The sequence below is a fragment of the Salinivibrio sp. SS2 genome (assembly GCF_001722075.1).
Lineage (GTDB): Bacteria > Pseudomonadota > Gammaproteobacteria > Enterobacterales > Vibrionaceae > Salinivibrio > Salinivibrio proteolyticus.
Genome location: NZ_MEBP01000083.1, coordinates 1 through 18,299, shown reverse-complemented (window position 1 = coordinate 18,299; position 18,299 = coordinate 1). Strand labels below are relative to the sequence as shown.

Below are 18,299 nucleotides of genomic sequence, written 5' to 3'. Positions count from 1 at the left end.
GCCGTCCTAGTTAATCGAAAACTCTATTTCTTGAGAAAGCCGAGCCTTGACGGGTTTGCCGTCTACAACCTTGGGCTTAAACCGCCATTGTTGCACCGTTTTTTGCGCGGCTCGTCGGAGTCCCATACGGCGCGGGTCTTCTTCAAGGACTTGAACGTCTTCCACGCCCCCTTGCTCATTGACGGTAAACTCAAGTAACACAATCCCTTTTTCTAACCCTGCTCGTGCCGCTTTGCGAGGCATTTGCGGTAAGAAGGTCGCTAAAGGGGTTGGCCCCTGATTACCGGCCATCCCGCCACCGCCTTGGCTGTAGTGACCCAGCACCGAACCGCCCGAAATGTTCACCGGCAAGTCCAAGTTAGGCATATCAAGCTTCACTTGATCCATCTGTGGCTTCACCGTAGATGTCACCTTCATTTCCGGTGGTGGTGGCGGCTTTTTCGGTGGCTGAGGCTTTGGAAGCTCACGCTTTCTTTCTTTGATCTTTTCATCAGGTTTGATGCGCACAAACTCGATAATTCGCTGAGTCTCGTCGCCAGTTAATTCATGGCGCTCTTTGTTGACGATTTTATCCATGCCCCAAAACAAACCCAGCGAGACGAATAATGCGAGCACAATCGACGCCAAATAACGCATACGCTAGTCCTTGCTTTTCGCTGCAATCGAGATGCTATCCACACCGGCCATTTTGATTTGGTCCATGACGTCAACAACAACACCCGCACTTGCTTCTTGATCTGCTTGGATGACGACCGCGCCTTCTGGGCTTTCTGCACGTAAGCGCTCAATATTGGCGCGTACCGCACCGACTTCAACACGGCGTTTATCAACCCAGACATCACCCGCAGGACCGACGGCGACCATGATGTTGCCTTTACTGACGGTCTGTGCGGTATTCGCACTGGGTCGATTGACGTCAATACCCGCTTCTTTGACGAACGAAGTGGTGACGATAAAAAAGATCAACATAATGAAGACGATATCCAACATGGGTGTCATGTCGATCGCCGCTTCATCATTCCCTTCATTGCTATAACGTCGTTTCATGTCGCTACCTTAAATCCTTTTACGAGGTGACATGCTTAAGCTTGTCTTCAAGCTTACGCGTTGATGTTTTGGCAAGATGATCCAGGCGTGTGCTGAAAAACAGACCGGACAAGGAGGCGACCATTCCCGCTAACGTCGGGATAGTGGCTTTAGAAATCCCTGAAGCCATCGCCCGAGGACTCCCCGTGCCTACTACCGCTAATGTATCGAACACATGGATCATACCCACAACGGTCCCTAACAAGCCCAATAAAGGGCACATCGCGATCAACACTTTGACAATGGGTAATCCGCGTTTATTTTCTATGTCGCGGATTGAAACCAGTTCTTGCCGTATCATTCGCGCAGCCCAACTGCGATGCTCTGGACGCTGTTGCCATTGGCTGACTACGGATTTTGCCGCACGAGGTGCTACAAAAATGAAGTAAAACCAACGCTCTAACAGCGCACACCACAGAAAGACGCTGAGCACAAAGATGGCGACCAGTACATCGCCACCCATGCCGAGAAAGTGTCGAATCGACGCTAACTCAGAGAGTATCCATTGCATGACATCTCCTTAGCTTTCCGCTGTATGAAGCTTTTCCTGATATCGTGCAATAAAGCCAGCGCTTTGTTCCTCAAGGGTTTGTACCAATCGACGCCCTTTACTGTGTACGAAGGTGTAGAGGAACAGCAACGGAATCGCGACGACGAGGCCAAGCATGGTAGTGACCAAGGCTTCTGAAATGCCGCCAGCCATTAGCTTAGGATCACCGGTACCAAACAAGGTAATAGCCTGGAAGGTTCCAATCATCCCCATGACCGTACCGAGTAGGCCGAGTAGCGGTGCCACCGATGCGAATAACTTGATTGAGCCAATAAAGCGTTCAATCTTAGGCGCATTGCGCATGATGATTTCATCCAGTTTCGCTTCCAAGTCTTCTAAGCTGGAGCCTTGGTGTTCTTTGTAGGCTTGGATGACTTCACCTAGTGGGTTGTCTTTCAAGACTGCGTCACTCTTCTTCTGTTTACGCATCTTGCTGCCAATCACGGATAGGCGCAGGTAGCACAACAGCGCGATGAGGACACCAACCGCACCCATGACAAGGATGATGTAACCTACCAATCCACCTTGGTCGATACGCTCTTGTACGTTAGGGCTTTGCACCAGTAGGGAAAGGATCACACCACGTGATGGATCAAGATAAAGTGGCGCGTAGGCACTGGATGCTGACTCAAATGCAGACACGTTCGACAAAATATTGCTAGCTGGCTGGCGGGCGAGTTCTTCAAATTTTCCCGTCTCAGGGACGTAAGTCAGGTATTTACCGTTGGCAATGGCGTTAAATTCACCAATGAGTGTGACTTCATCGCTCGCTTCGCTGCCCTCGCCATATACCACAGTTGCAGGAACCGTCGAGGTATCGCCCGATACGATCATCTGCTCCATCACCGTTTGCCAGAATTGCTCGAGCTCATTGATAGAGGGCAACTCTTTGCTCTCGGCAAGCTTGGTCAGCAGCGCATCTCGGTTCGGGAATTGCACAGCGTTTTGCGAGGCATGGAAGATACCTTTAAATTCACCAGAGAATTGACGAACCACGCCAAACATTTCACCCAGTGAGCCAGAACGCTGACGTAAGGTATCTGCCAATTCCGCCAGTTTCTGATCGTTCGCATCGAATGTGGCTTTAAGTTGTTCGCCGCGTTGGGTCTCGAAAGCCAATTGCTGTTTGGCTTCAGCGAGGAGTGCCGCTTGGTTTTCTTTATCCGCCAAAAACGCCGCTTCACGCTCTCGGTTTTGCTGTGACTCGGTTACACGGTCGTTCTTCACTTGGTTGAGAAGCTCATCCAAAGTGTTGGCATGTACACTGCTTAACGATAAAGATAGGGCAGTGATACCGGTTAGAAGATACTTGATTCCCTTCATCATTACTTCTCCCCTGTAAAGACAGGTAGCTCAATCAGTGCAGGTGGTGCTTGCTTCTTCGCGATACGCAGACCTTGCTCAACCGCGTCACGATAGCCTTCAGGAAGTGATTCCCATTGGTTAGTTTGCTTGTTCCACATCCCGGTTTCTGCGCCATCAGGTGACTGATAGAACAGCGCTGTCCGCCCTACACGAAGAAAGTCATAGGTTTTGACATCGCCGTCACGTTCCATGCTGGCTTTGTAGGCTTCAATGTTACGAGAAAAGCCTTCTTCGATTTGGTAAGCCTCAAGCACGCGACGGAACTTCTCGGATGTTGTGACATCGGCGCGATCCATCATTTCGCGAAGGCTGGCAATGCGTTTTTCGCGTTCATTGAGCTGAAACGGTAAATCGAGTTGCACGAATTGATCGAGCGAATCAATCATTTTGAGTGTCAGTGGAACAATTTCCATCGCGGTCTGATCAATCTGGTTAATTTGCTTTTCCAGTGACGCCACTTCGCTGTTTTGCGAACTCACCATACGATCAAGCTGGTTGTTATAAATACGCATACTGTCAAGCTGACGTAAAACCGCTTTATATTCCGCGAGCATGCCATCGGTTTGTTCGCTGTATTGATCAATTTTTTGTTGCGATGCTTGTCCTGCGTTATTTTTACTTTCTACCGCCGACACAACGTCATTAGTAGAAGTAGCCATCGCAAACGAGCTGGTCAGCAACAGAGAACTGAGAATGGCGTTACTTAATCCCTTACGTACCATATCTGTTACCTGTTAAATTGCAGAGAAATAAGGCGCGGCGAAACCGCGCCAGGTTTGAGTTAGAAGTTATATTCGGCTTCAACGTAGAGTTGACGTCCCAGAGGGCTGTCATAGTCATACGCATAGAATGGTGATGTATCACTCAGCGGGTCTGCAGGTGGTTGTTTATCAAACATATTGATAGCACCCAAAGTGACTTTACCTTGCTCATTGAAGGCGTAAGTCGCCGTTAAGTTCCAAGTTGTCATGCTCGATACTTTGGTTTGCTGTCCAGCATCTTTAGCGTCTTGGCAGGTATCGAAATAGTATCGATTGGCATAACCCGTACACATACTGTCGCGATATTTACCAAAGACATTGACGCTGTAATCGCCCATGACCCAGCCGAGGTTCAATGTGGCTGTGTACTCAGGTAAGAAGTCGGTTTCATCGATGAGTGGTTCACCATCGTTCTCGCGATATTCAGCGTCAATGATCTTAGTCACTGACAGTTTAGGGCTGAAGGTACCGTAATTTTGAGTATCGTAAGAATAAGAGATTGATAGGTCGATACCTGAGCGCAATTCGGACGCTTGGTTGACCGGACCATAAATCACATTATCGATCTCGCCATCACTGTTGCGCTTCACTTCCGCACCGGCATATTTACTTGGCTCATTGATTACATCTTGATAGCTTGGTGCTGTGACCACGTTTTCCATCTTGATGCGATACCAGTCTAGTGTCAGACCGAGATCTTCAACAGGTTCCCACACCAGACCCAAGTTAATATTGGTGCTTTCTTCTTCTTCAAGCTCTTTGTTTGGCCCAGAAGTGACATCGAAGCTTTGGGTATCACACTCAGGGATTGAGTCGCTATCCTGTGGGCCATTGCCCCCTGCATTTTTACACAATACAGGGTCAAAGCCGCTACCAAATGCCTTGGTATCATCGCCGAACAGGCGCTTCAGATCGGGTGCACGGAACCCAAGCCCGTAACTACCACGCAATAGCAGAGTATCAGTAGGACGATAAGCTAGAGAGACTTTTGGCGTAAAGGCGCCACCGGTTGACGAATCGTCAAAATAGTGGTCATAGCGACCCGCGAGTGTCATTTCAAGGTTTTCAATGATAGGAACTAAGGCTTCAACGCCCAAGCCGATCTGATCGCGGTCGCCACCACCGGATGAACCGCCTAAACCTTCAAAACGGCCGTTTTTGGTATTTTCATCGATGGTTTCGAGATAATCAGTTCGGTTCCACTCGCCGTATACCGAGAAGCTCGACATGCCCGCAGGAAGTTCAATTAAATCGCCACCCAATGAGGAGTTCACCGAATAAAGCTTAGTACGAGCGTTTTTGGTCGACTTTCCCTTGTATTTTTCGACGGTCTCAGGAGAAAGACGAGCAAGGAGATCGATTTCGTCGTTTTTCACCGCATCGCCGATACTGGCAAAAATGGCTGGATTATCCGTTTCAACTTTCTGCTCTGAGTAGCTTGCATAAGCATCCCAGCTATAGTCGCTCACGTAGCCATCGAGCCCGACGGTGACACCATAAGAGCGTGATTCTGTGTTGCTCTCACGATTGCCAAACTCAACCATACGTCGAGTATAGGTACCTTCTCCACGACTGTGAGTCGCATCGGTTTCGACTTTTAATGTGCCAGGCTCAAACGTAGAGTTGGTTTCTTTGTGGTTAAACCGTGCTTCTGCAGTGGCCATCAAATCAGGTGTGATATCGAACTCACCACGAAGCATTAGATCCGCTTGCTTGTTTTCCGGTTTTAAGGTCCGACGTGACGCTCGGTTAAAACCACATTTTCCATCCGCACGCGCGACGCCGTCCCCCTCGAGAAAATCTTTACAGTTTTCACTCGGTAAGGTGATATTGTCGCTCGCATCCACGAAGCTTGCCCCGTAGCTCGAGTAACCACTCAAGGCCGAGCGTGCTGAGTTATCGTCGCCGGCCCAGCTTTTGTCTTTTTGCTTGAGAATATCGTTGCCAGCAAATTGGCCAACGAAGAATACACGTTTTGAATCGAAGTCTTTACCGGCGACCACATCGAGACGATCTGCTGAATACCCACCGCTGGTCGTTTGACCATGGCGACCTTTAACAGAAACACCGTCAAAGCCTTTTTTCATGATGAAGTTCACTACCCCACCAATAGCGTCTGACCCATAAACGGCTGACCCCGAATCTGTAAGTACCTCAACACGCTCAATGGCAGCAACGGGGATCTGGCCAATATCTTGGAAGTTTGTTGAGCCATTTTGTGCTAGTGGGTATTGAGGTAGGCGACGACCGTCAATCAAAATAAGTGTGCGCGATGCCCCAAGGCCACGTAGGTTCACTGACTGTGCGGCTGGGGTAAAACTAAAAGAGTTTGTTTGCGACAGGTTACCGCCGGTATTTTGAGTTAAGCTGTTGAGAATGTCTTGCGCACTGTTAAAGCCTTTAGCTTGGATATCCTCACTGCTAACTACAGTAATAGGACTTGGTCCTTCAACTTCAGCACGTGATATACGCGATCCCGTTACTTTTAGCTTCTGCAGCTCTTGCGCTTGTTCTGGTTGCTCGTCCGCGATGGCGGTTGAGGCGAATGTAAGTGATCCCACTGCGAGACCAATGGCAACAGACAGTGCCGTTGTTCTTGTCTTCATCCTTGATTGCTCCCTGTCATTTGACTACTTCTTCAGCGCGTATCTTCAGTACTGCTCTTATCCCTGAGCGCGCATGACAGCCAGATATACCGAATGTTTCGTCTAGGCGTCAAACAAGTGACAGCGACACTCTCTATCTGCGCTGTCATGGCTTATCCCGTTTATTTTGGTGGTTTATTTTGATTTGCTGCGAACAAACATGTCTATATGACTGGTCTTTTATTTATTGTTAGATAATTGTTTCATGTGAGGCGGGATGGGTGTGCTTGGTTGTGCGATGAGTGGATATGCTGGATATGAATGAATTTAAAGAATATACAACTATTTAACATTGTTGGGTTTGTCGCCGCATAATCTACCTAATGCGTGCATCGGTAGTAGTGGCGTTCACATGTTCAACGAAAAAGCTGTGGGTCCAGTTTTAAACTGACATGAGTTAACAAAAAATGACATTAATTTGACAATTGTGTTTATAGCGTCTACGGAAATTTATGCGCTTTTTTTGCGTAAATTTCTAGAGCAAACACTCAATTGATAGGTTTGTCATATTCTGTAATTTTACTGTCATGTGAATGAATGTTGTTTTTTTTATTTTGTAAGTGGCTGGTATCGAAAGAGAAAAAAAGTCTCGCTGTGCAAGTGGAGATCGTTGATTGTGTCGGCAAATCAAGATAAATATAGGCCACTTAATTGAAGCGTGTCATACGGATAAATGTTTTTACGCCTAGGATGGCATAAAACCATTTGTGAGAAGGTAGGCCAATGTCGCCTACCCAAGCATCAGTTAGCTGAAACATAGTTAACAGGGAGTAGTGGACTATGCTGTCGTACTTTTTACGTCGGTTGTTGTTGGTGGTGCCGACTTTTCTTGGCATTACCATTTTGATCTTTGGTATCACCCGTCTCGTGCCTGGGGGACCGGTCGAGCGGATGATGACGCAAATGCAAGCACAAGCCGATGGTGGCTCTAGCATGCAGCGAGCCGGTGACAGCTCGGCGTTGTCGGAAGACCAAATTGCCGAGTTGCGCGCCTTTTACGGGCTCGATAAACCCGTGCTAGAAGCCTATGTTGATTGGCTGGGCAAACTGGCCAACTTGGACTTGGGCGAGTCGACGCGCTATTACGAGCCGGTCACCGACATGATCGCCGAGCGTCTGCCCGTCTCGTTGTTTTACGGCGGAATGACCTTCTTTATCAGTTATTTTATTTCTCTTCCGCTCGGTTATTACAAAGCCCTCAAACACGGTTCGGTGTTTGACTCCTCTTCCTCTGTGCTGATCTTTATTGGGTTTGCCTTACCCGGCTATGTGGTGGGGGTATTGCTGATCACCTTGTTTAGCTATCACCTCGAATGGTTCCCGATGGGGGGCTTTGTTGGCGATGCCTACTACGACGCGACCAGTTTTTGGGAGCGCGCCAAAGATGTGATGTGGCATGCGGTACTGCCGCTGATTTGTTATCTGATTGGTGACTTCGCTACTTTGACCATGACGATGAAAAACAACCTGATGGAAAATTTATCTGCCGATTATATCCGCACAGCCATCGCCAAAGGATTACCGTTCCGTTCGGCGGTGCGCAAGCACGCGCTGCGCAACAGCTTAATTCCGATAGCTAGCCATTTTGGTAACTCTTTATTGTTCTTTATGACTGGCGCTTTTTTGATTGAAGTGATTTTTAATATCAACGGCATTGGCTTGCTTGGCTATGAGTCCATTATGGAGCGTGACTATCCGGTGGTGATGGGCATTGTCGCCATCAATGCGCTTTTACTACTGGCTGGCAACATTATCTCAGATATCTGTGTTGCTATGGTTGACCCTCGCGTGAAGTTTGGATCTTGATATGTTGACGTTTAGCCCTTTAACTCAAAAGAAAATCCGCAGCTTTAAGCAAATTAAACGCGGTTACTGGTCGTTTATCATCCTTGCCTTGATGCTGGTGTTATCGCTGTTCGCCGAGTTTTTCATTAACAGTAAAGCGTTAATGGTCAAATACGACGGCGAGTATTATTTCCCCGTACTGAGTGATGTGCACTTGGCGAGTGACTTTGGTCAAGTGGGCACTAGCGAAGCTAACTATCGTCAACTCGCCAAAGCCTTTACCGCGCAAGGCGGTGATAATTATGTGGTGATGCCACTGGTGCCGTGGAACCCGCTTGAACAAGACTTTAGCGGAGACTTCCCGCCGACCGCGCCAAGCGCAGCGGACAAGCACTATCTTGGCACTGATGAGATCGGACGCGATATTCTCGCCCGCCTTGTCTATGGCTTTCGTACCGCAATGGGTTTTGCATTGTTGACCATGGCCGCCTCGTATGCGATCGGCACTGCGGTAGGCTGCGCGATGGGCTTTTGGGGCGGCAAGTTTGATTTGTTTTTCCAGCGCTTTATCGAAATCTGGTCGATGGTGCCGTTTTTGTACGTGATCATGATATTGGTCTCGATTCTCCAGCCGACTTTTGCCCTGTTTGTGGGGATTAACGTACTGTTTGGTTGGATGGCGATCACTTGGTATATGCGCACCATGACCTATAAAGAGTCGGCCCGTGATTATGTGATGGCTGCTCGGGCGCTGGGGGCGTCGACCAGCCGGATCCTCTTCAGGCATATTTTACCCAACACCATGGTGATGATTGTTACCTTGGCGCCTTTTACCATTGCCCTCAATATTACCGCGCTAACGGCGTTGGATTATCTCGGCTTGGGGCTGATGCCACCGACGCCAAGCTGGGGGGAGCTGTTACAGCAAGGCAAATCGAATTTGGACGCGCCATGGATTGTTGCGTCCGTGGTGACCTCACTGGTGGTGGTATTGGTGATGGTGACCTTCATTGGTGAAGCGGTGCGCGCCGCGTTTGATCCGAAAAAATTCACCCGTTACGACTAACTTTAAACACAACGCGCAGTGTATGAATCACGATAAGGAAATCACGATGAAAAAACTGATCCTTGCGACCTCAATCTCGATGTTTAGCCTCAGCGGCTGGGCGGGGGATTTACCTGAAAACCTTAATTGGCAAACCAATTGGGATGCGCCCAAAATTGGCTCACCTGAGGCAAAGCGCGGTGGTACTCTGCGCTCACACTTAAACTCTTTTCCTCAAACTTTGCGCACGGTGGGTCCAGACTCCAACTCAGGCCTGCGTAGCTATTTTCTCGATGAAATGCCCTCATTGGTAAAACGTCATCCAGATACGCTGGAATGGATCCCTGATTTGGCCAATGAGTGGGCTTATGGTGACGATAATAAAACCATCTACTTTAAGCTGAATCCAGACGCGACCTGGTCGGACGGTGAGCCCGTCACCGCCGATGATTTTGTCTTTATGATGCAGTTTTATCGCTCCAAAGATATTGTTGCGCCTTGGTACAACGAGTACTACACCAACACCATTGGTGGGGTAGAGAAAATTGATCAACACACTATTGCGGTATCGGCCGCGGTAGAGAAAAACGATGATGAGTTGATGTATACCTTGGGTAGTTTGATCCCACGCCCAGCGCACTTTTACGCCAATCCAAGTAAAGATGAAAACCAAGATGGTATTGCTGACGACTTTGTGCGCCGCTACAACTTTAAGGCCGAGCCTACAGTGGGGCCTTATGCGTTAGGGCGGGTGCAAAAAGGCCGTAGTGTCACCTTTGAGCATGTGGATGACTGGTGGGGTTACACCAACCCGTATTATCAACATCGCTATAACGTCGACAAAATTCGCCTACGTGTGATCCGGGATAACGACATTGCCATGAAGCACTTTGAGAAGGGCAACCTGGATGTGTTCGATTTGATTCTGCCCGATATCTGGCACGACAAAACCCAATCTGAACCCTATAGAAAGGGCTACATCACTAAGTATTGGGGATATAACGAGATCCCGGTTGGCGCGGGTGGCTTGTGGCTAAATACCGCCATGCCATTGCTGGATGACATCAATGTACGCAAAGGCATCATCTATGCCACTGACTTTGATGGCATGATCAAAAAAATCACTCGAGGCGACTACTCGCGTAAGCCGCATGCAATGGGCTTTGGTCATGGTGAATACGATAACGATGGGGCGACACCGCCAGCGTTTGATCCTAAAAAAGCGATCAGCTATTTCGAAAAAGCCGGCTTTAATCAGGTGGGGCCAGACGGTATTCGTATCAACGACAAAGGCGAGCGTTTAAGCTTTGCGATCACTTATGGTTATCAACACCACACGCCGCGTATTGCTTACTTAAAAGAGCAAGCGAAGAAAGCGGGTTTGGATTTTACCATTCATCTGGTTGATGGTTCATCGGCGTTTAAATACGTGCTGGAGAAAAAGCATCAAATTGCCTTTCTCAATATGGGCACCTCAGAGATCCCTGCCTACTGGGAATATTTCCACTCAGATAATGCCAATAAAGCGCAAACCAATAACCATACCAATTACAGCGCTCCAGAGTTGGATGCGTTAATTATGGCGTACAAAACGGAGTTTGATCTGGAGAAGAAGTATCAGCTGTCGCACCAGATCCGCGCTAAGATTTCTGAGGCGAGCGTGATTGCCCCCGGTTATATGGTGCCGTATGTGCGTCAAGGTTTTTGGCGTTATGTACAAATCCCAGATAACGCGATGACCAAGCGCACCGAAAACATGGTCACCAGTGGCCGCGTGATGGGCTTTGGCACCTTCTGGATTGATGAAGAGATGAAAGAAGCCACCGAAGAAGCTATGGACGAAGGTAAAACGTTTGAGCCGGTGACCATCATTGATGACAGATACAAGCTGTAGAGGCGATTATGACGCAGGATGTCATTCTTTCGGTTAAGGATTTGACCGTTAATTTTACCACTGACGATGGCCCCCGTGAGGTACTTCACGGGGTGAGTTTTGAGGTCAAAGCCGGGCGCACGCTCGGCTTAGTGGGCGAGTCGGGCAGCGGCAAAAGTGTTACTGCGATGTCAATTATGGGCTTACTCCCTAAGCCATATGGGCAAATCACGGGCGGCGAAATCTTGTACCGCGGGACCGACTTGGTCACTCTGCCAGCCAAAGAGCGCTACGCAATGCGCGGCAATCGGATCTCGATTATCTTTCAAGACCCGATGACAGCGTTAAACCCTGTGCACACCATTGGTCGGCAAATCAATGAAGTCTTGACGCTACACCGCCCAGAGCTGGACAAAAAAGCCCGCGCGGCGTGTGCGCTCGACATGCTGGCTAAGGTGAAAATCCCGATGCCAGAAAAGCGGCTGAACGAGTATCCGCATAACCTGTCCGGCGGGATGCGTCAACGGGTAATGATCGCGATGGCACTGGCCTGCAAGCCCGATATCTTGATTTGTGATGAGCCAACCACCGCCTTGGATGTAACGGTGCAGGCCTCGATTCTGGATCTGATTAACGAGCTGCAAGAAGAAACCGGCATGGCGGTGATTTTTATCACCCATGATCTGGGAGTGGTCGCTGAGGTATGTGACGATGTGGCGGTGATGTACGATGGCCAAATTCGCGAACGGGCTGATATTTTCACACTCTTTGATCACCCAGCCCATCCGTATACCAAGCGTTTGTTGGGATTAATGCCAGGGCGTCACCATCAACCCAAGCAGATGATTGATATTCGTCCGTTGGAAGACTTTGATGCTGCGCCATCATCCACGTAGTTGCAGGAGAACGAGATGAGCAAGGAAGTCCTCAGAGTAGAAAATCTGAAGCAGTATTTTGTCTCGGGCAAAGGCCTGCTTCGTCAAGGCTACACCATTAAAGCCGTCGATGACGTATCGCTCTCGGTGTCACAAGGCGAAACGCTCGGGCTGGTGGGCGAGTCGGGGTGTGGCAAAAGTACCCTTGGCCGTACCATGCTTAAGCTGTTTGAGCCGACCGAAGGGAAAATTTTCTTTGAAGGTAAAGACATCACGCATTTATCGCCACGCCAGATGCGGCCACTGCGTAAAGACATGCAGATTGTCTTTCAAGACCCGCTCGAATCGCTAAACCAGCGCCATACCATTGGCGGGATCTTAGAAGAGCCCTTTATTATTCACAATATTGGCACCGCGAAAGAGCGTCGTCAGTGGGTACTTGAGCTATTAGACAAAGTCGGCTTGCCCCACGATGCGGTTAACCGCTATCCGCATGAGTTTTCGGGCGGTCAGCGCCAGCGGATTGGTATTGCACGGGCAATTGCCCTTAAACCGAAGCTGCTTATTTGTGACGAATCCGTCTCTGCCTTGGATGTGTCGGTGCAGGCACAGATTCTTAACTTGCTGCTGAAGTTACAGCAAGAGATGAACTTGGCGATGATTTTTATCTCCCATGACTTATCGGTGGTCCGCCATATCTCCGATAAGGTGGCAGTGATGTACTTTGGTCATGTGGTAGAAGAGGGGCCGACCGAAACCGTCTACCATCATCCCCGGCATGAGTACACCCAAAAGCTACTCTCCGCGATCCCAATCACCCACCCCAAATATCGCAAACACAAGCGCCGCGCCGAGCAACCGGTGGCCGAAAAAAAGCCTGAAGCGGTCAGTTAAGCACACGCCCCTCTGATGAGGGGCGTGGTTGTTTTTCTAACATTCGTTTTTTACTATGGTCTCGGCTTCGCGTTCGTGCCTTAGCCCACCTTTGCGGCGCCATTGGTCATTTCCTGCGGGGCGCGGCGGGCTGGTCGTGGTGGGTTAGGCGACTTTTTCGCTCTTATCGCGTTGGCAAGCTGTTTGTATTGCAGGCGCCATCAGTTTAGCTACGGCTCTAAAGACGGGTACGACTACTGAGTTACCGAATTGCTTATACGCACTGGTGTCTGCGCATACGATATTAAAATCACGATCAGTGGGGCTGCGATCATACTCGGGCTTTTCGAATCCCATTAAACGGGCGCATTCTTTGGGGGTTAAGCGTCTTGGTGTTTTGTAGCTTGCATCAAATTCTGGGGCATAGCGACCGTACTGCTCATCATAGCTTTGCTCTGCTTCTTTTATCCATGCTTTAAATTCATGTTCACGGTAGTTCGCTTTTTGTTCAGCCTGTTGCAGTGCGTACGCTTGGGCAAATTGCTCCCTTTCCATATTCTTTGCAATGGCATATTGCCGTTTGTTCGCGAGGTAATCGACCGAGAGCCCATCTTGGTTGATCAGTATTTCAGAGCCGTCTTTGTAATAACGTGCGGAAAGTGTACGTGTAATAGCTTGGGGGTCTCTTGGGTCGACAAGCCCAAAGCCAAAACCATTGCCTTTGCTTTGGTGCTTCAAGGCGTAGTGGTACAGATAGTTCCACAGATTTTCCGTCAGCGTGTAGCGTTTCTTCTCTTGGTCAGAAAGCACACACAGGATTTCCTGCACGGTATAGTGTTTTTTAGGGACAGGGATATCGTTCATATCCAGTGATTTTATCGAGGGATATTGCGCGATGAGATCGCGACGAATGCCCACCAATACGATGCGTTCCCGGTGTTGCGGTGTAAAGTGCGCGCCGTCGATGATGGTTGGATCCTGGCGGCGTTGTCTGACCGTGCGAATAGCCTCTTCGATATTACGTCCTTGATCCGAGATGTTTAGCAAGTGGTAACCTTGGCTATCAAGCGCTCGAACAATGGTGGCGAAGGTATTGCCTTTATCGTGGCTTTTTAAGTTTTTAACGTTTTCGAGTACGAAAAATTTCGGCTTTTTATAGTGGAGGATACGCTCTACATCAAAAAACAAGGTGCCTTGGGTATCGCACTGAAAACCATGTGCGCGGCCCAGGGAGTTTTTCTTAGAAACGCCGGCGAGCGAAAAGGGCTGGCAAGGAAAACCAGCCAATAATACGTCGTGATCTGGGATATGAAAGTCAATACTACGCTGAATATCTTGTGGTAAGGCTTCGGGCTCACCACTGAGTGTGACCTTTGTTATATCCATCATCCCAGTGTGACGATGTGGGTTTTCTTGTTCGTTGTTGATGAAATACGGTAACTCTTTTTCATCTACGTAGTGGTTGGCCAAGTAGGTGCGACGGGCGTTCTTATCCCACTCGCTGGTAAAAACACATTTACCACCAATGTCCTCAAAGCCTTTACGTAGCCCACCTATCCCCGCAAAGAGGTCAATAAAGGTAAATTCTGGGTTATCCCAATGCGCTGGTTTGGGGGGCAGTAGTGCTTCCCGGATCTTATCTAGGGTTTGTGGCTCGATAAGAATAGGGTTCGCTTGCGGGTCCTTATGCCAGCGGTTGAGCTTTTCGCGAAAAATACCGGTTTGTAGGCCCGTTTCCTCGCAATTTAGTTTCTGGCTGAGGTTTTTCTGATCGTAAATTTCTACCAGTAGCTTTAACAGCGCATCGGATGCTTTTTGTTGTTCTAAAATGCGCTGTTCGTCGGCCTGATCACCAAGCACGTATTCTTTTTTCAGCATGGTGGCTGTCTTCTTTGGGATTTATGAGTGAAAATTTATCACACAAAATTCCCTTTTTCTATTTTTCACTGATCATGTATACAGCCTTTTGGTGTTACATCACGATTTAATAGACAGTGTCTTAGCCTAGTTGGCGTACCTCATCTATAAAGTCGCGCAGTGTCATTAACCAAGAGGCCTGCGCTTGCGTGTATGTTTTGTGGAATGCTTCTGGGACGACGAGTTGCAGGTTCTGATCGCGCATCTGTGATGTCTGTGCTTCAGTGATGGCATGTTCCATGGTGATCAGGTGTTTTTTCGGTATGCGAGCGCCTTCGGCTAGGACCTGTCGCCAGCGATCTTTACAAGTGGTTTTCGCCCCGAGGATACGTAGCTTATCTGCAGGGAAACTGAGGTCTTGATAGGCTGCCGATCCTGGGAATAAAAAGTCTGGCTTCTGGCGCCCTTCGGTTAGCGCTCCGCGTTCAAAGGTGAGCTGGTTCGCGGTAAGAATGTGTTCGATATGGTTTTCAAACGCATGGCCGCTGCGTGATTTTCTCCGATTTTGTACGCTCAGTGAAAAGCTAACGAAGAGATCAACATCGTCACCGTGCTCTCCAAACCCTTCTTTAAGTCTTTCCCGGACGATGTGTCGCTCTAGCTGCCTGAAGGCGCTTTCTTCAAGCTCCATCCAATCGATAAGTGCTTTGTCGGGTGTTTCGACCGGGCTGACATCTTGCGCATGATCACGAGCAAACTGGGAAAATTCGCGTGTTTTAGGGAATGTATTGCCAAAGCGCTCGAGAATCTCATCAAGTAGGTCCGCTCTTGTATGTCCAATTTCAATGCCGTAACGGGCAAAAATTAGGCGAATAGGCACTGCTAAGCGGCTATCTATCTGGACTTTTTTCAAGCCGGTTTTTGCTGCATCGGTGGTTTGCGCACCAAAGATGGCGCGGATTTGTGTTTCTTGCTCACTATCGGGCGGGCAAAAGATGATAAGCAGAGTTCGCTCGTGGGTAAGCGTAATCATCATAAAGTCGCCGGGCTGAAACCTGCTAGTGATGTCGTTCGACTTATAATAAAGCCGCCACTCCGCACCTCTTTTCGGATCGGTATAACGGCTGTCATACCAAGTTACGTTATCGTCATAGATCAACGGCGAGTCGTCATCATCAAGGTAAACAAATGTAGCAGGGATAGAAAGCTGAGTTCCATCGTCGGGCATGCCTAAATGCTCACCTATACCCGCTTTGGGGAGGCCACCGATTTCGTGTTGATTTGATGCTTTGGGGTCGGCATCGACATTCGACAAATACTTAAAGGCGGCATGCGTAAACACATCAGACAACTGCTCAAACATTCTGAACTCCGGGCTCATCCCATTATTGGCTACCCACTATGTTACTAAGATCTTGTTTTGCAAGATAGCTATCTGATGGATGATTGATAGGGAGGGTCTAGTTATGGTGTTTCGGGTTCATACTTCAGAGCCAATAGCCGACACACTTGCGATCGGCTGTAGCCGGCCGCGTTGCCTATTTTGAATTTTCGGGTAAGCCTAATCGGTGTCATCTTTTTGGCTAGTAATTAACGACTTTCGGGTAATTTGAATCGCATCTTTCATTCCAGCGTCGGGGGAGTAAAATCTAGCTACTCAAAATAGCGAGAAAGTACACCCCACTGACTACACTTGACCCTCAGAATGTAAGGGTTACGTGAACAGGTTAGTTTTAGTTATAGAGTTTATGTAATCCATAATTATTGGGTATGGATTGATGTCCACGAGCATTACTCAATATTCTGGATCTGCTCGCGCATTTGTTCGATAAGCACCTTGAGCTCGACGCCGGAGGCGGTGATTTCGGTGCTGATTGATTTGGAGGCGAGGGTGTTGGCTTCGCGGTTGAACTCTTGCATCATAAAGTCCAAGCGTCGGCCGCAGGCGCCGCCTTTTTTGAGGATTTTGCGCGCCTCTGAAACGTGTGAGTCCAAGCGGTCAAGCTCTTCCGCAACGTCTACTTTTTGCGCCAGCATCACCATTTCTTGCTCGATGCGAGTTGGATCGAGCTCCACTTTGGCTTCTTCTAACCGTGTGGTTAAGCGTTCACGCTGCCATTCAATCACGGTAGGCATCTTTTCGCGCACTTTGATGACTTCAGCGCTAATCGCATCTAATCGCTGTTCAATCAGCGCCTTCATGTTGTCACCTTCGCTCGCACGCGCGGCGATAAAGGCGTCGAGTGCTTCATCAAGACCAGTCATTAGGGCGCGATGCAGCTCGTCGGTATCTTGCTCTGGGGCTTCCATTACCCCCGGCCAATTCAGGACCTGAAACGGATTGATGTTGCCTTCTCCAGCGGTTTCTTTCACCCATTTGGCGGCGTGAATTACTTGCTTGGCTAAGGCTTCGTTAATGGTGAGCTTGTCTTGATTGGCTTGCGAGGTATCAAAGCGTAAGTTGCATTCCACTTTGCCGCGCGCAAGGCGCTTGCGGAAGCGCTCACGCACGACGGGCTCAAGGCTGCGTAGTTGCTCGGGCATGCGAATGTAGGTTTCGAGATAGCGCTGGTTGACGGAACGAATTTCCCAAACGGCGTTGCCCCAATCGCCCTTGATTTCGTGTCGTGCGTAGGCGGTCATGCTGTGGATCATTGGTACCTGCTTGTGTGTGCAAAGAGTGAATGGCTTGATTATACGCATCCACCTGCAATGCGTCAGCTGTGTTGGCAAGATGTGCCGACAGGGATCGCAAGCGTGGCAAGAAACACGTATAATCGCGGGCAAATTTCATCTGCCCAAAAGGTTACTTGCATGCGTCCAAGTGGAAGAGCGCTCGACCAAATTCGTCCCGTTAGCTTTACCCGCGGTTTTACTGCCCACGCAGAAGGCTCTGTGCTGGTTTGCTTTGGCGACACAAAAGTCATTTGTAACGCCACTGTCGAAGAGGGTGTGCCACGCTTTTTAAAAGGCAAGGGCCAAGGCTGGGTGACGGCAGAATATGGTATGTTGCCACGTGCCACGCATACGCGTAACCGTCGAGAAGCGTCGACCGGTAAACAAGGTGGCCGCACGATGGAAATTCAGCGTCTGATCGCGCGCAGCCTGCGTGCAGCGGTTGATTTAACCGCGCTGGGTGAGTACACCATTACAGTCGATTGTGATGTGATTCAGGCCGACGGCGGCACGCGTACTGCATCTATCTCGGGAGCGAGCGTTGCTCTGGCTGACGCACTCAATGCCATGGTGCGTGATGGCAAACTTGCCGCGAACCCTATGAAAGGTCACGTCGCAGCGGTGTCGGTGGGTATTTATCAGCAAACGCCAATTTGCGATCTGGAATACGTCGAAGACTCCGCGGCAGACACCGACATGAATGTGGTGATGCTCGAAGATGGCCGTATGATTGAGGTACAAGGTACCGCTGAGGCAGAGCCATTTACTCCCGATGAGCTCAATGCCATGTTAGTACTGGCCAAGAAGGGCATTGATGACATTGTCGTTGCCCAAAAATCGGCGTTAGCCGACGCATAACAGATTGAATAGCTCCCACATTGGGGGCTATTTTTTTGTTTGCCCAGCGA

General features: G+C 49.2%; 15 protein-coding genes. 6 read left to right on the top strand and 9 right to left on the bottom strand.

Going from position 1 to position 18,299, the window contains the following annotated elements:
* Positions 1–6: 6 nt before the first annotated feature.
* Genes BGK46_RS09870 through BGK46_RS09845 form a run of 6 tightly spaced genes read right to left on the bottom strand, consistent with a single transcriptional unit; the run spans position 7 to position 6,368 of the window.
* On the bottom strand, positions 7–636 hold the full coding sequence (locus BGK46_RS09870; protein WP_069588963.1) for an energy transducer TonB: 630 nt from the start codon (positions 634–636) through the stop codon (positions 7–9).
* A gap of 3 nt (positions 637–639) precedes the next feature.
* Entirely contained in the window at positions 640–1,047 is a 408-nt protein-coding gene (locus BGK46_RS09865; RefSeq protein WP_069588961.1) for an ExbD/TolR family protein, read from the bottom strand.
* A 19-nt stretch (positions 1,048–1,066) separates the two neighbouring features.
* Entirely contained in the window at positions 1,067–1,597 is a 531-nt protein-coding gene (locus BGK46_RS09860) for a MotA/TolQ/ExbB proton channel family protein (RefSeq protein WP_069588959.1), read from the bottom strand.
* A 9-nt stretch (positions 1,598–1,606) separates the two neighbouring features.
* Positions 1,607–2,959, bottom strand: coding sequence for a MotA/TolQ/ExbB proton channel family protein (locus BGK46_RS09855; protein WP_069589053.1), 1,353 nt, complete (start codon positions 2,957–2,959; stop codon positions 1,607–1,609).
* 2 nt (positions 2,960–2,961) lie between these two features.
* A complete protein-coding gene (locus BGK46_RS09850; RefSeq protein WP_069588957.1) occupies positions 2,962–3,723 on the bottom strand; it encodes a DUF3450 domain-containing protein in 762 nt (253 codons plus the stop codon).
* 59 nt (positions 3,724–3,782) lie between these two features.
* A complete protein-coding gene (locus BGK46_RS09845) occupies positions 3,783–6,368 on the bottom strand; it encodes a TonB-dependent receptor plug domain-containing protein (RefSeq protein WP_069588955.1) in 2,586 nt (861 codons plus the stop codon).
* Between the two features lie 819 nt (positions 6,369–7,187).
* Here BGK46_RS09845 and BGK46_RS09840 point away from each other — a divergent pair.
* The 5 genes from BGK46_RS09840 to BGK46_RS09820 are packed head-to-tail and all read left to right on the top strand — an operon-like array spanning position 7,188 to position 12,879.
* Positions 7,188–8,213 carry an ABC transporter permease gene (locus tag BGK46_RS09840; protein WP_069588953.1) on the top strand — a complete coding sequence of 342 codons (1,026 nt, stop codon included), beginning with the start codon at positions 7,188–7,190 and terminating at the stop codon, positions 8,211–8,213.
* Between the two features lies 1 nt (position 8,214).
* Positions 8,215–9,258, top strand: a complete 1,044-nt coding sequence (locus BGK46_RS09835) for an ABC transporter permease (protein ID WP_069588952.1) — start codon at positions 8,215–8,217, stop codon at positions 9,256–9,258.
* Positions 9,259–9,304: 46 nt separating this feature from the next.
* Entirely contained in the window at positions 9,305–11,131 is a 1,827-nt protein-coding gene (locus tag BGK46_RS09830) for an extracellular solute-binding protein (protein ID WP_069588951.1), read from the top strand.
* A gap of 8 nt (positions 11,132–11,139) precedes the next feature.
* The gene (locus BGK46_RS09825) at positions 11,140–12,006 is read left to right on the top strand and encodes an ABC transporter ATP-binding protein (protein WP_069588948.1); all 867 of its coding nucleotides are present in this window, start codon (positions 11,140–11,142) and stop codon (positions 12,004–12,006) included.
* 15 nt (positions 12,007–12,021) lie between these two features.
* Positions 12,022–12,879: an ABC transporter ATP-binding protein gene (locus BGK46_RS09820; protein WP_077674539.1), complete on the top strand. Its 858-nt coding sequence runs from the start codon at positions 12,022–12,024 to the stop codon at positions 12,877–12,879.
* 144 nt (positions 12,880–13,023) lie between these two features.
* On the opposite strand, the gene dcm is transcribed toward BGK46_RS09820, so the two are convergent.
* The 3 genes from dcm to BGK46_RS09805 all read right to left on the bottom strand — a co-directional run bounded on the left by dcm (position 13,024) and on the right by BGK46_RS09805 (position 17,370).
* Positions 13,024–14,736, bottom strand: coding sequence for a DNA (cytosine-5-)-methyltransferase (gene dcm / locus BGK46_RS09815; RefSeq protein ID WP_069588946.1), 1,713 nt, complete (start codon positions 14,734–14,736; stop codon positions 13,024–13,026).
* A 121-nt stretch (positions 14,737–14,857) separates the two neighbouring features.
* Positions 14,858–16,078, bottom strand: coding sequence for a type II restriction endonuclease (locus BGK46_RS09810; protein WP_069588944.1), 1,221 nt, complete (start codon positions 16,076–16,078; stop codon positions 14,858–14,860).
* A gap of 428 nt (positions 16,079–16,506) precedes the next feature.
* Positions 16,507–17,370, bottom strand: coding sequence for a YicC/YloC family endoribonuclease (locus BGK46_RS09805; RefSeq protein ID WP_069588942.1), 864 nt, complete (start codon positions 17,368–17,370; stop codon positions 16,507–16,509).
* A 159-nt stretch (positions 17,371–17,529) separates the two neighbouring features.
* Between BGK46_RS09805 and rph the strand changes: the two genes are divergently transcribed.
* Entirely contained in the window at positions 17,530–18,249 is a 720-nt protein-coding gene (gene rph / locus BGK46_RS09800) for a ribonuclease PH (protein WP_069589051.1), read from the top strand.
* The last annotated feature ends 50 nt before the right edge of the window (positions 18,250–18,299 follow it).

What these genes read in the sequence shown, in the direction of transcription:
- BGK46_RS09865 (WP_069588961.1), bottom strand. Translation starts at nt 1,047, where the DNA reads ATGAAACGACGTTATAGCAATGAAGGGAATGATGAAGCGGCGATCGAC.
- BGK46_RS09825 (WP_069588948.1), top strand. Translation starts at nt 11,140, where the DNA reads ATGACGCAGGATGTCATTCTTTCGGTTAAGGATTTGACCGTTAATTTT.
- BGK46_RS09835 (WP_069588952.1), top strand. Translation starts at nt 8,215, where the DNA reads ATGTTGACGTTTAGCCCTTTAACTCAAAAGAAAATCCGCAGCTTTAAG.
- BGK46_RS09855 (WP_069589053.1), bottom strand. Translation starts at nt 2,959, where the DNA reads ATGAAGGGAATCAAGTATCTTCTAACCGGTATCACTGCCCTATCTTTA.
- BGK46_RS09860 (WP_069588959.1), bottom strand. Translation starts at nt 1,597, where the DNA reads ATGCAATGGATACTCTCTGAGTTAGCGTCGATTCGACACTTTCTCGGC.
- BGK46_RS09840 (WP_069588953.1), top strand. Translation starts at nt 7,188, where the DNA reads ATGCTGTCGTACTTTTTACGTCGGTTGTTGTTGGTGGTGCCGACTTTT.
- dcm (WP_069588946.1), bottom strand. Translation starts at nt 14,736, where the DNA reads ATGCTGAAAAAAGAATACGTGCTTGGTGATCAGGCCGACGAACAGCGC.
- BGK46_RS09845 (WP_069588955.1), bottom strand. Translation starts at nt 6,368, where the DNA reads ATGAAGACAAGAACAACGGCACTGTCTGTTGCCATTGGTCTCGCAGTG.
- rph (WP_069589051.1), top strand. Translation starts at nt 17,530, where the DNA reads ATGCGTCCAAGTGGAAGAGCGCTCGACCAAATTCGTCCCGTTAGCTTT.
- BGK46_RS09805 (WP_069588942.1), bottom strand. Translation starts at nt 17,370, where the DNA reads ATGATCCACAGCATGACCGCCTACGCACGACACGAAATCAAGGGCGAT.
- BGK46_RS09830 (WP_069588951.1), top strand. Translation starts at nt 9,305, where the DNA reads ATGAAAAAACTGATCCTTGCGACCTCAATCTCGATGTTTAGCCTCAGC.
- BGK46_RS09850 (WP_069588957.1), bottom strand. Translation starts at nt 3,723, where the DNA reads ATGGTACGTAAGGGATTAAGTAACGCCATTCTCAGTTCTCTGTTGCTG.
- BGK46_RS09870 (WP_069588963.1), bottom strand. Translation starts at nt 636, where the DNA reads ATGCGTTATTTGGCGTCGATTGTGCTCGCATTATTCGTCTCGCTGGGT.
- BGK46_RS09810 (WP_069588944.1), bottom strand. Translation starts at nt 16,078, where the DNA reads ATGTTTGAGCAGTTGTCTGATGTGTTTACGCATGCCGCCTTTAAGTAT.
- BGK46_RS09820 (WP_077674539.1), top strand. Translation starts at nt 12,022, where the DNA reads ATGAGCAAGGAAGTCCTCAGAGTAGAAAATCTGAAGCAGTATTTTGTC.